The sequence below is a fragment of the Bacillus cereus group sp. BfR-BA-01360 genome, from assembly GCF_022663595.1.
Taxonomy (GTDB): Bacteria; Bacillota; Bacilli; order Bacillales; family Bacillaceae_G; genus Bacillus_A; species Bacillus_A cytotoxicus.
In genome coordinates this window covers 145581-158437 of sequence record NZ_JAKUFV010000001.1, presented here as the reverse complement: position 1 = coordinate 158437, position 12857 = coordinate 145581, and the positions used below count along the sequence as shown (strand labels likewise).

The window sequence follows — 12857 nt, the reverse complement described above, 5'->3', positions numbered from 1 at the left end:
TGTTAGTAGGGGGAGAAAAGAGGATGCTTGAGAAAATGTCTTTTTTTGCAAATCTATATCAAGTAGATACGAATCCTAAAGTGGGAATGTGGATGCTTTACGGTACTATTATCGTTTTAAGTGCCATTGTTTATCATTTAGGGTTTGCGAGGAAGTTATCGGTATTAAAAAATATTGTTATTTATGCTTCGTTAGCGATTGGATGCACCGTTCTCACATTTTTTGCTGTTTTCTTACCAGTTGGAGAAGGACTTGTTGTAGCGGCACTTGTATTAGGAATTTATAAGCTGCGCCTGCGACAAGCAAAACAACAAAAAGCAAGTTAAGCAAGAGGAGGGGGATCTCATGCATTCTATACAAGATGCATTATACAACTGGTTAACAATCAAAACAGTTGTTGAAGCACGACCAGATGATATAGCTGCGCAAGAAACCTATGAGCTATTTCACAACATAGTATACGAAGATTATCAATTAAAGAATGTAAAAGTAGAAAAAAGAGAAGAAATGTATATAGTTACGTATGAAAAAGAGCAAGAAATGGGGTATGCGAGGTTTCTGTTAGAATCAATCGATTGTTTTATAGACCAGATAAAGTGAAACTTTAACTAGTGGGGGGCTCTTCATCCCCCCGCTGATCATGAATTTTCACCAATCGGACTGTTACTGCCCTAAAGTAGCGGGATAAATTGGGAACCAGAGAAATATAAATAAGCCCTTATCTGAATGATTAAGGACTTATTTATATTACCACTCATCTTCTACTGTTTTATCTTGGTATAAATGAAACTTTCCGGTTGCGTGACGTTTCATTGTACGTTCTGCAATACGTTCTGTACATTCTGGACACAGATATGTATGAATTGGGCGGTTACGAAGCTTTTTAGCCAAAGGATTTTCATCATCTAGCTTATCTTTCTTATCGCAAATCATGCATTTGACTCTCATTTCGTCACCTCAATACAAGTTCTATCGATATAAGTATATCATGTAAGTTCAATGTTTTTGAGATATAGAGGAAAAAAATAATATTTTCGCAATTCTAAAAATAAGTTATCATAAAGATAAGAAAAACTTGGAGGTGGAAATATGGCGAATGTAGTAGAGCTTAAATTATCAGAATCTTTAATGCGAATTTTACGTAGAGAGAATATTGTTACAGTTGCTACAGTTGATTTTGAAAAAAAGATTCCTAATGTAAGTGCTATTTCATGGGTATATGCAATGAGTGAAGAAAGTATTCGTTTTGCTGTTGATCAGCGCTCGCGTATTGTGGAAAATTTGCGTCACAATACAGGAATTGTATTAACAATCATGGCGAATGAATCCGTATTTTCCATAAGCGGCGAAGCAAAGTTTATAACTGAAAAGATGGAAGGAATTCCATTGAAATTAACAGTGATAGAGGTAGCGATACAAGAGGTTCGTGATGTGATGTTTTATGGGGCAAGACTTGCTACTGAACCAACTTTTGAGAAGACATATGATTTACGAGCGGCTAAAAAATTAGATAATCAAGTGCTGACGGGTATGAAAGAATTATAAAGGTGATTATATGTACTTCAGCGAGTGAATAGGTAACTTTTGTCTTCTTATAGGTTATAAATTTTGATTTGTTTTCTAAATTGAAGAGGAAGAAAAATTAAATTTATATGAATTTCGATTCTACCTCGTTTATACGGTACATATAATTATAACAATGGTTCGTCCATATTATGGATGAAACCCTTGTTCTACAAACTTAAAAGTGGAGTCAGGGGGTAACAGGTTGGATAAAATCTACGTGTTAGATACGAATGTACTTTTACAAGATCCGTTATCTATTTTTTCTTTTGAAACAAATGAAGTAGTGATTCCAGCAGTTGTATTAGAAGAGGTTGATTCGAAAAAACGCTATATGGATGAAGTTGGACGAAATGCTCGCTATGTATCTAAGTTAATTGATAAATTTCGTGAGCTTGGAAAATTATATGACAGTATTCCTCTTGAAAATGGAGGGACATTTCGGATTGAGTTAAATCATCGTTCATTTGTTCAACTGCAAGATATTTTTGTAGAAAAAACAAATGATAATCGCATTTTAGCAGTGGCAAAAAATTTATCATTAGAAGAGCAAGAAAAAGAGAATGGAAAGCCGGTTATTTTAGTCAGTAAGGATGTCCTTGTCAGAGTAAAGGCGGATGCCTTAGGGCTGCAAGCTGAAGATTATTTAAGCGATCGAGTTATTGAAGTGGAGAATATATATTCAGGTTTTTTAGAAGGTTACATATCAAAAGTACAATTGGATTATTTTTATGAAAAAGGAGAACTTCCTTTATCGGAAATTGCGAATCATCCGTTTTATCCCAATCAGTTTATTGTGATGAAAGATGCGCTTGGTGGATCAAGCTCTGCACTTGGCATTGTAGATAGTTCAGGGAAAAAAGTGAAAAAGTTAGTGTTTCATAATGAACAAGTTTGGGGAATACGTCCGCGCAATGTACAACAAATTATGGGGTTAGAATTGTTGTTGCGAGAAGATATTCCGTTAGTTACTTTAACAGGAAAAGCGGGGACAGGGAAAACATTGCTTGCTTTAGCTGCTGGGCTTATGCAAACAGAAGATTTAGGATTGTATAAAAAGCTCCTTGTAGCAAGGCCTATTGTTCCTGTGGGGAAAGATATCGGTTATTTGCCAGGTGAAAAAGAGGAAAAGTTGAGACCGTGGATGCAACCGATTTTTGATAATCTTGAATATTTATTCAATACAAAAAAGCCAGGAGAATTAGATGCTATATTAGCCGGTATGGGCTCAATTGAAGTAGAGGCACTGACGTATATAAGAGGAAGAAGTATTCCAGATCAATTTATTATTATCGATGAAGCGCAAAACTTAACAAAGCATGAAGTGAAGACGATTTTAACAAGGGTAGGAGAAAAGAGTAAGATCGTATTAATGGGAGACCCGCAGCAAATTGACCATCCTTATTTAGATGAATATAATAATGGTTTAACATATGTGGTTGAGAAACTGAAGGAACAAAAAATTAGCGGTCATGTGAAGTTTGTGAAAGGTGAGCGGTCTAATTTAGCTCAATTAGCAGCGGATTTATTGTAAAAAGGAGTAGGGGATTATCCCTACTCCTTTTTGTCAAAACAGGAAAGAATCACTTGTGATGGAATACAGAGTATTACTCATATAATTATGAATTTCCGGATATTTCGAATGGGATTATTTTGATTCGAGCCATCTCCAAAATAAAGATGAACAGGCCCGTCTTCTCTCAGTGGTTTCCCATCTTTTGAAAAAGCAAGAATGGCATCTTTTGCTTGTTCTAGCGGCAATGTAATTTCATCATGAAGTGTTTCTATTTTTATCTTCGTCACACCGTTCATAACTTCCGCGTTTTTAAGAAAAGGTTGAAATGGCATTCCGAAAGTTCCTGTAATAAGTTTTTCCTTTTTAAATTTTTTGACGCTTTTTTGAATTGGTGGGAAAGCTGCTCCATCACGAATCTCTCGATCCCAATGTTCAGAAGTATGCTTTAAATATGTTTCTAATTCAGATGTTTCTTGTTGTGGTTCATGAAAGTAAGTTGTTAAGTCTACTTTTCGATCATCAAAGATCCAAACGCTTGGATCAATCGTAAGTGGAAAACGAACTTTTCCACTAATAAACAAAATTTCGCTCATTGTTGTTCCCCCATTTGTATTATACTCCCACTTTTCAGTATAATAGGATTAGACAAGGATGTCACAAAAAATGTTTCTATTGCAATTTGTCAAAACTATCGCTAATATTAATAGATAGGATAGGAGAGTAGGACGGAAACGGAGGGAATCAATTTGGCGTCTGAGACAGTAACAAATCATCAGGAAAAGGCACTTGCCCTTCTACAAGCGGATGCGGAGAAGATTTTAAGACTTATTAAGGTACAAATGGACCACCTTACGATGCCGCAGTGTCCATTATATGAAGAAGTGCTAGATACACAAATGTTTGGTTTATCCCGTGAGGTTGACTTTGCGGTTCGTCTTGATCTTATTTCTGAAGAACAAGGAAAAGAGATGTTAGGAGAGCTTGAACGGGAATTATCAGCACTTCATGAAGCATTTACAAATAAAAAATGATGACGGGTTCAAATAAAGGGGCTCAAACTGAATCAGTTTGAGCTTTTTATTTGTCTATAAAGCAGGAAGACAATATACACATATGGAATACAACAATAATTAAAATGAAAATAGAAAGAGGAAATGAAATGAAAAAAATATGGAAAAGAATGGACTATTCATTATTACTTCCTCTTATTATTTTATGTGTATTGGGAGTTATAATGGTATACAGTGCTAGCTCCATCGTTGCGATTATGAAGAATAAACCAGCGAACTTCTTTTTTAATAAACAATTATTCATTTTAGCTATTGGAGGAATCGTCTTCGTTTTTATTTCGATTATTCCGTATAGACTTTGGAGAAAAAGAATTATTGTCGTATTAATGGGTTTAGGAAGTATAGGATTATTAGCAGCGGCTTACGTTTTTGGTAAAGAGGTAAACGGTGCAAGAGGCTGGATATTAGGAATACAGCCGGCAGAATTCGTGAAAATATTCGTTATTATTTTATTAGCTCGTTTTTTTGCAAAGAAACAAGAGACGGATACGCCGGTTTTTCAAGGTTCCGCACTTACACTGTTTGTTGTTGGTTTGATCATGTTTATTATTTTAAAGCAAAATGATTTAGGAACTGATATATTAATTGCGGGCATGGTAGGAAGTATGTTCCTTTGCTCAGGCGTTCGCATTAACATATGGATAAAACGACTTGCATTAACCTCCATCGTTTGGATTCCTGCTCTGTATTTTATAGGGAATCACATGCTTAGCGAATACCAAAAAGCTCGTTTTGCTGTGTTTCTTGATCCATTTGCAGATCCACAAGGGGATGGATTTCAGCTCATAAATTCCTATGTTGCCATTGCTTCAGGAGGTCTACATGGTAAGGGGCTAAGTAATAGTATACAAAAATATGGGTATTTACCAGAACCACAAACAGACTTTATTATGGCAATCATATCTGAGGAACTTGGTTTTATCGGGGTAGCGATTGTTTTAATTAGTTTGTTACTTATTATCATTCGCGCATTTCGAATTGCACAAAAATGTAAAGATCCTTTTGGTAGTTTAATTGCAATTGGACTTGCTAGTTTAATTGGTGTTCAAACGTTTGTTAATGTTGGTGGTATGTCGGGCGTAATCCCGCTTACTGGTGTACCTTTACCATTTGTCAGTTACGGTGGTAGTTCTTTAACGGCGAATTTAATTGCAATGGGCATATTATGTAATATAAGTAGCCATGTGAAACAGCAAGAGAAACAACGAAGTGAAGTGGAATCAGAAAGAGAGAAAAGAGAACCGCATCTTGTTGTGGTGAAGTAGAGTGAAAGAATCATGAGTATTACAACATTATAATTTCCAGAAAAGAGGTTGTCCTGAAAGTCATATTTTTAGGGTAACCTCTTTTATTATAAGTAAAAGTGTTATGCTTTTTGTTTTTAAACAATAAAAGTATGTCGTTTTTATTTAAATGTGTTATACAAAAAGGGTGTTACAATATGGAAAGGTATGCTATACTATTTTTATGAAACAAATTGATTAGAAAACTTATCATTTGTTGAAAAATAAGGTATGATGTATAAAAATAAAGTAAAACTTTCTAGATATAGATTGAAAAAGAAAGTGAAGAACTTCACGCTCTTTAAGGTGTATATCTATATCTATGTAATCTCTAGAGTGGTAGGAAAGTAGAGGGGAAAATTATGACAAAGCTGCAACGCATTAAAAAAGTATTGGTAGCTAACCGTGGAGAAATTGCAATTCGTGTATTTAGAGCTTGTGCAGAGCTTGGTTTAAGTACAGTTGCAATTTATTCAAAAGAAGATAGCCGTTCTTATCATCGATATAAAGCGGATGAATCTTATTTAGTGGGGGAAGGCAAGAAACCGATTGATGCTTACTTGGATATTGAAGGGATTATTGAAATTGCCAAAAATAACAATGTAGATGCGATTCATCCTGGTTATGGCTTCTTATCAGAAAATATTCAATTTGCAAAACGCTGTGAAGAAGAGGGAATCATTTTTATTGGGCCGAAGAGCAAACATCTAGATATGTTTGGGGATAAGGTAAAAGCAAGAACACAGGCGCAATTAGCAAATATTCCAGTTATTCCTGGTAGCGACGGACCTGTGGATTCATTAGAAGACGTTGAAGAATTTGCGACAAAATATGGGTATCCAATTATGATTAAAGCTTCCCTTGGTGGTGGCGGTAGAGGTATGCGTATTGTTCGTAATCATAATGAGCTGGAAGACTCATATAATCGAGCAAAGTCAGAAGCAAAAGCAGCTTTTGGTAACGATGAAGTATATGTTGAAAAATTTGTTGAAAAGCCTAAGCATATAGAAGTACAAATATTAGCAGATGAAGAAGGAAATGTCGTTCATTTATATGAGCGAGATTGCTCTGTACAACGTCGTCATCAAAAAGTGGTTGAAATTGCACCAAGTGTGTCACTTTCGGATGACCTGCGCCATCGTATTTGTGAGGCGGCAGTGAAGTTAACAAAAAATGTGAATTATTTAAATGCTGGTACGGTGGAATTTCTTGTGAAAGGTGATGATTTTTACTTCATCGAAGTAAATCCACGTGTACAAGTAGAACATACGATTACAGAGATGGTTACAGGAATTGATATCGTACAATCACAAATTTTAATTGCAGATGGCCACACTTTACATAGCGAGATTATGAGCATACCAAAACAAGAAGATATCATCATTCATGGTTATGCTATCCAATCACGTGTAACAACAGAAGATCCGCTCAATAACTTTATGCCTGATACAGGAAAAATTATGGCATACCGTTCAGGGGGAGGATTCGGTGTTCGTCTTGACACAGGTAATAGCTTTCAAGGGGCAGTTATTACGCCGTACTATGATTCATTACTTGTAAAAGTGACAACTTGGGCACTTACATTTGAACAAGCTGCTGCAAAAATGGAGCGTAACTTAAAAGAATTCCGTATTCGTGGTATTAAAACAAATATTCCATTCTTAGAGAATGTAGTGAAGCATAAAAATTTCTTATCAGGAGAATATGACACATCATTTATAGATGCATCACCTGAATTATTTGTATTCCCGAAACGTAAAGACCGTGGTACAAAAATGTTAAGCTATATCGGGACAGTAACGATAAATGGTTTCCCAGGAGTAGGAAAAAAAGAAAAGCCGATTTTCCCAGATGCACGTATACCAAATGTAAAACATTATGAACCAATCCAAACAGGTACAAAACAAATTTTAGATAAGCATGGGGCAGATGGCCTTGTAAAATGGGTACAAGATCAAAAACGTGTACTGTTAACAGATACAACATTCCGTGATGCCCATCAATCTCTATTAGCAACACGTGTTCGTACGAAGGATTTAATGCAAATTGCTGAGCCGACGGCGAGAATGTTACCAAATTTATTCTCTACAGAGATGTGGGGAGGAGCTACATTTGATGTGGCATACCGTTTCTTGAAAGAAGATCCATGGGAACGATTACTGCAACTTCGTGAAAGTATGCCGAATGTATTATTCCAAATGTTACTTCGTTCAGCAAATGCAGTGGGTTACAAAAACTATCCCGATAATCTCATTCAAAAGTTTGTAGAATGTTCCGCGCAAGCTGGTATTGATGTTTTCCGCATATTTGATAGTTTAAACTGGGTTGAAGGTATGAGCATTGCTATTAATGCTGTACGAGATAGCGGTAAGATTGCGGAAGCAACAATGTGCTATACAGGGGATATTCATGACCCAATGCGCAGTAAATACGATTTACAATACTATAAAGACTTAGCAAAAGAACTAGAAGCATCTGGTGCTCATATTTTAGGTATTAAAGATATGGCTGGCTTATTAAAGCCAAATGCGGCTTATGACCTCGTTTCAGCTTTAAAAGACACAGTATCAATTCCAATTCACCTTCATACACATGATACGAGTGGAAATGGTATCTTAACGTATACGAAAGCAATTGAAGCTGGTGTTGATATTGTCGATGTAGCAGTAAGCTCTATGGCAGGCTTAACGTCACAGCCAAGTGCCAATACGTTATACTACGCATTAGGTGGAAATGAAAGACAACCAGATGTCAATATTCAATCGTTAGAAAAACTTTCTCATTACTGGGAAGATATACGAAAATATTATGCTCCGTTTGAAAGTGGTATGAATGCTCCACATACTGAGGTATATATGCATGAAATGCCAGGCGGTCAGTATAGTAACTTGCAACAACAAGCGAAAGCAGTTGGATTAGGAGATCGTTTCGATGAAGTAAAAGTGATGTATCGCCGCGTGAATGATATGTTCGGAGATATTGTAAAGGTAACACCGTCATCAAAAGTTGTTGGGGATATGGCATTGTTTATGGTACAAAACCATCTGACAGAACAAGACATTTTTGAACGTGGTCATGCTTTAGATTTCCCAAGCTCAGTTGTTGAGATGTTCTCTGGTGACCTTGGACAGCCATATGGTGGTTTTCCAAAAGAATTACAAAAAATTATCTTAAAAGGAAAAGAGCCGTTAACTGTAAGACCAGGTGAATTATTAGAACCCGTGGACTTTGAAGCTTTAAAAGAAGAGTTATTCCATAAGCTAGGACGCGAAGTAACAATTTTTGATGTGGTCGCATATGCGTTATATCCAAAAGTATTTATGGATTATGAGAAGGTTGCAGGGCTTTATGGAGATGTATCTGTGCTGGATACTCCAACATTCTTCCATGGTATGAGACTTGGAGAAGAAATCGGTGTTGAAATTGAACGAGGTAAAACATTGATGGTGAAATTAGTTTCAATTGGAGAACCACAACCAGATGGAACGCGTGTACTTTACTTTGAATTTAATGGACAACCTCGTGAAATTGTTGTGAAGGATGAAAGTATTAAGGCGACAGTTGCACAACGAGTGAAAGGAAATCGCGAGAATCCAAATCACATTAGTGCAACAATGCCAGGGACAGTTATTAAAGTTGTTGTGAATGAAGGCGATGAAGTCAAAAAAGGTGATTCCATGGCAATTACAGAAGCAATGAAAATGGAAACAACTGTTCAAGCGCCGTTTAATGGAAAAGTGAAGAAAGTGTACGTGAAAGATGGAGATGCAATTCAAACAGGAGATTTATTAATTGAACTGGAACAATAATGATAAAAACAACTACAAGTCAGTTGAATTTTTCTAACATGGATTCGTCGTTGTAAATAATAAACATAAAGAAAACGAGCTGCGATAAAGCAGCTCGTTTTCTTTATGAAAAGAATCGTTTGTTTTCTGTTGATGTCGTTTGTTTTGCATTTACTTTACTTCTTGTTCCCAACATGACTAAATAACATAATACAGCAAAGAGACATGAAATAAAGAGAGAGTGCAGTAATGCCATTGTAAGACTAGCGTTTGTATATACAACTAAAATTCCTACGATCGCTTGAAGTGTAACAAGGATGAATGAAGTAATCCATCCAAGGTATACTACTCGTTCCTGTTTATAATGACGAATAGCGAGAATCATTGCATATACGATCCAAGCAAATAGTAAGATTGCAGCAACACGATGCCCCATTTGCACCCATTCATGTAATTGAGTCGGCCATGGTCGATTTTTGCTACAAAGCGGAAATTCTGGACATGCTAAGCTTGCACGTTCATGACGTACAAGAGCCCCTGTATAGACAACAAGATAGCTGTAAATTGTTACACCATAAATATGGAATTTCATCTTTTTGTCCATAATAAGAGAACGTGCATCAAATTTTTTATCGATTTCAAAAATGAGACACGCTAATAAAATAACAGAGGCAAACGAAATTAAGGAAATACCAAAATGAATAGCTAGTACAGCAGGGACTTGTCCCCAAACGACAGCTGCTGCGCCCATTAATGCTTGTGCAACTAAAAACACAAAAGATAAAATAGCAAGCGGTTTTGTTTCGCGCACATGCTTATAATATTTCCAAGATAAAATACAAAGGAGTGTAACGAGAATTCCTGCCGATCCGGATGTTAAACGGTGACTTAGCTCAATAATCGTTTCCATTGATAGATTAGATGGAACAAGTTCACCGTTACAAAGTGGCCACGACTTACCGCATCCTTGACCAGAATCAGTTTTTGTAACTAATGCTCCTCCTAGTAGAACACCTAATAGGTCTAGGCTTGTAATGACTGCTAACCATTTAATAAAGCGCTGCAATCTTTTTCACCATCTTTCTGTTATGAAGTTATTGTGAAATATTTTCATTCTGATTGCGTTTGGAGGGCCAAACGCATTACAGTCCTAATAATATATAAAAACTAATAAAATAGCAAAGACATGAAGAGATAGAATAAAACGCGTTCAAAAAGAAAAAACGGATAAAAAATACATATTTTAGTGAAAAATACTTTTATTATGAAAAGAAATAGAGAGAATGCATGCTAAATATGACAAAATAGTTTATTATAGAGAATAGTATCATGTTATGATAGGGATGAATCGGAAAAAGTTTTTAAATATTCGACACAAAAAGTTCATGTTTTCTTCACAAAATGTTTGGAAAATATGATTTAATATATGGGAGTATGAGCGTAGAGTAGCAGTGGAATGAGTTAACAATATTTCTATTGTAATAATATAGCCATATAGAAGCGCGCTGCTTTAGAGAGTCTAAGCATAGAAGAAGGACGAATGTTTTAAGAGGGGGTTGAAATGATGAACCATGCAACAAGTGAGCTGCATGATGAGTCAGCTGTAACAGATGTACCGGAGACAACGCGTGTACAAGATTTATTAGCGCTCGTTAAAATGGGGATTGTCAATTCAAATACATTAACTGTATTTACTGGATTTTGGTTAGCGCTACATTTTAATGGGTTGAATGCTTTAGAGCATTTAGATAAAATGTTCTTTACAATCGTAGGTTCCGCACTCATTATGGCTGGGTCATGTAGCTTAAATAACTATATTGATCGCGATATTGATCACTTAATGGAACGGACAAAAAACCGTCCGACGGTAACAGGAAAATATAAACCTGGATTTGTATTAACGCTAGGTGTTACTTTATTGCTTCTTGGATTTGTATTTTTGTTGTTGACAACAGCGATGGCAGCACTTATAGGTTTTATTGGTGCTTTCACATATGTTGTTTTATATTCTTTGTGGACAAAAAGAGCATATACGCTAAATACAGTGGTAGGTAGCGTATCTGGAGCGGTTCCACCTTTAATTGGTTGGGCGGCAATTCATCCTAGCTTAGATCATCCAATTGCTTGGATGTTATTCTTGATTATGTTTATTTGGCAAATCCCACATTTCCTCGCTTTGGCGATGAAGCGTGTTGATGAATATCGAAACGCAGGAATTCCAATGCTTCCGGTTGTTCATGGATTTGATATTACAAAACGCCAAATTATGATTTGGACAGTATGTTTATTACCATTACCATTTTATATGAGTGGGCTTGGCATAACATTTATGATAATTGCAACATTGCTTAACATCGGATGGATTGTTTTGGGATTCTATGGATTCCGTAAGAAAGATGACATTAAATGGTCCGTTCAAATGTTTGTCTACTCCTTGAATTATTTGACAATCTTATTTGTGTCAATGATTGTAGTTACATTCTTCTAAGACAACGACACGAGTGGATTTCTTTACGTTGAGATTTACTTTACTTATTATAAAGTATAATCTAATTCACAAAGAAAGTGGGGGTTGTTTGTATGAAGAAACAGTGGCGACTGTTTTCGTTCGTTTCACTGATGGCTTTACTGTTAGGGGGATGCGGTAAAGCCTTTCAATCTACTTTAATTCCACAAGGTGAAGTAGCGAAAATGCAATATGATTTACTGTTGTTAGCAAGTGCAATTATGGTAGGTGTAGTATTGGTAGTTACTATTATTTTCTTGTATGTAATTGTGCGTTTCCGACAAAGGAAAGGGCAGGAGGATTACATTCCACAGCAAGTTGAAGGAAATCACAAACTAGAGATTATCTGGACGGTTATTCCGATTCTACTTTTATTGATATTAGCTGTTCCAACGGTTACATATACATTCAAACTTGCTGATGTAAGTGCAATGGAGAAAAAGAATATCGATAAAGATACAATCGTTGTTGAGGTAACAGCGAATCTTTATTGGTGGGAATTTTCTTATAAATCAGAAAAGATAGTGACTTCTCAAGATTTAGTTATCCCCACAGGTAAGAAGGTCTATTTAAATTTGAAAGGTGCCGACATTAAGCATTCGTTCTGGGTTCCATCATTAGCTGGAAAAATGGATACGAATACAGATAATGTAAATAAAATGTGGTTAAAAGCAGATAAAGCGGGCACTTATAATGGATTTTGTACAGAATTTTGTGGTCCATCACATTCATTAATGCAATTTAAAGTTAAAGCTGTTAATGAAAGCGAGTACAAAAATTGGATTGCTGATATGAAGAAAATTGATGGCAAAAAAGAAGTAGCTTCTACAAAAGAGCAAGAAGGTAAAGAAATATTTGATAAAAGCTGTATTGGTTGTCATGCAGTTGGATCAAATGATAGTAGACCACCTTCTGCACGTATCGCACCAAACCTAGCAAACTTCGCTGATCGCGATATGGTTGCCGGCATTGCCGAAAACAATGATGAAAATGTGAAGAAATGGCTGAAGGATCCTGAAAATATGAAGCCGGGAAATAAAATGACTGGCAAATATGGCAATTTAACGGATGCCCAAGTTGATGCATTAAATGCATATTTGAAGACGTTAAAAGTTGAGAAATAATAGGGAT

Annotated in this window: 12 protein-coding genes; 9 read left to right on the top strand and 3 right to left on the bottom strand. The window is 36.0% G+C overall.

Translation table 11 applies throughout. The annotated features are described in order from the left end of the window. Positions 1 to 23: 23 nt before the first annotated feature. Both MR056_RS00770 and MR056_RS00765 read left to right on the top strand, forming a co-directional pair. Complete coding sequence (locus MR056_RS00770; protein ID WP_012095105.1) at positions 24 to 326, top strand: YlaH-like family protein; 303 nt, start codon at positions 24 to 26, stop codon at positions 324 to 326. A gap of 19 nt (positions 327 to 345) precedes the next feature. Then, complete coding sequence (locus MR056_RS00765) at positions 346 to 600, top strand: hypothetical protein (protein WP_048721872.1); 255 nt, start codon at positions 346 to 348, stop codon at positions 598 to 600. 147 nt (positions 601 to 747) lie between these two features. On the opposite strand, the gene MR056_RS00760 is transcribed toward MR056_RS00765, so the two are convergent. Next, positions 748 to 948 (bottom strand): YlaI family protein, encoded by a 201-nt coding sequence (locus MR056_RS00760; RefSeq protein ID WP_012095103.1) that lies wholly within the window; start codon positions 946 to 948, stop codon positions 748 to 750. Between the two features lie 141 nt (positions 949 to 1089). On the opposite strand from MR056_RS00760, the gene MR056_RS00755 reads away from it, so the two are divergent. Further along, positions 1090 to 1545, top strand: a complete 456-nt coding sequence (locus MR056_RS00755; RefSeq protein ID WP_048721875.1) for a pyridoxamine 5'-phosphate oxidase family protein — start codon at positions 1090 to 1092, stop codon at positions 1543 to 1545. A gap of 223 nt (positions 1546 to 1768) precedes the next feature. Then, a complete protein-coding gene (locus MR056_RS00750; protein ID WP_012095101.1) occupies positions 1769 to 3097 on the top strand; it encodes a PhoH family protein in 1329 nt (442 codons plus the stop codon). Between the two features lie 77 nt (positions 3098 to 3174). Here the strand turns inward: MR056_RS00750 and MR056_RS00745 are convergent, their stop codons facing one another. Next, positions 3175 to 3672: a molybdopterin-binding protein gene (locus MR056_RS00745; protein ID WP_048721878.1), complete on the bottom strand. Its 498-nt coding sequence runs from the start codon at positions 3670 to 3672 to the stop codon at positions 3175 to 3177. A gap of 153 nt (positions 3673 to 3825) precedes the next feature. Here MR056_RS00745 and MR056_RS00740 point away from each other — a divergent pair, with 153 nt between their 5' ends. The 3 genes from MR056_RS00740 (at position 3826) to pyc (ending at position 9241) form a co-directional block, all read left to right on the top strand. Further along, positions 3826 to 4110, top strand: a complete 285-nt coding sequence (locus MR056_RS00740; RefSeq protein WP_012095099.1) for an Fpa/YlaN family protein — start codon at positions 3826 to 3828, stop codon at positions 4108 to 4110. Positions 4111 to 4238: 128 nt separating this feature from the next. Beyond that, a complete protein-coding gene (locus tag MR056_RS00735) occupies positions 4239 to 5414 on the top strand; it encodes an FtsW/RodA/SpoVE family cell cycle protein (protein ID WP_048721884.1) in 1176 nt (391 codons plus the stop codon). A gap of 380 nt (positions 5415 to 5794) precedes the next feature. Then, entirely contained in the window at positions 5795 to 9241 is a 3447-nt protein-coding gene (pyc, locus tag MR056_RS00730; RefSeq protein ID WP_048721890.1) for a pyruvate carboxylase, read from the top strand. A 103-nt stretch (positions 9242 to 9344) separates the two neighbouring features. Here the strand turns inward: pyc and MR056_RS00725 are convergent, their stop codons facing one another. Beyond that, complete coding sequence (locus MR056_RS00725) at positions 9345 to 10286, bottom strand: COX15/CtaA family protein (RefSeq protein WP_012095096.1); 942 nt, start codon at positions 10284 to 10286, stop codon at positions 9345 to 9347. A gap of 498 nt (positions 10287 to 10784) precedes the next feature. Here MR056_RS00725 and cyoE point away from each other — a divergent pair, with 498 nt between their 5' ends. Further along, positions 10785 to 11708, top strand: a complete 924-nt coding sequence (cyoE, locus tag MR056_RS00720) for a heme o synthase (protein WP_041809950.1) — start codon at positions 10785 to 10787, stop codon at positions 11706 to 11708. A gap of 92 nt (positions 11709 to 11800) precedes the next feature. After that, on the top strand, positions 11801 to 12850 hold the full coding sequence (coxB, locus tag MR056_RS00715) for a cytochrome c oxidase subunit II (RefSeq protein ID WP_048721901.1): 1050 nt from the start codon (positions 11801 to 11803) through the stop codon (positions 12848 to 12850). Positions 12851 to 12857: the final 7 nt, after the last annotated feature.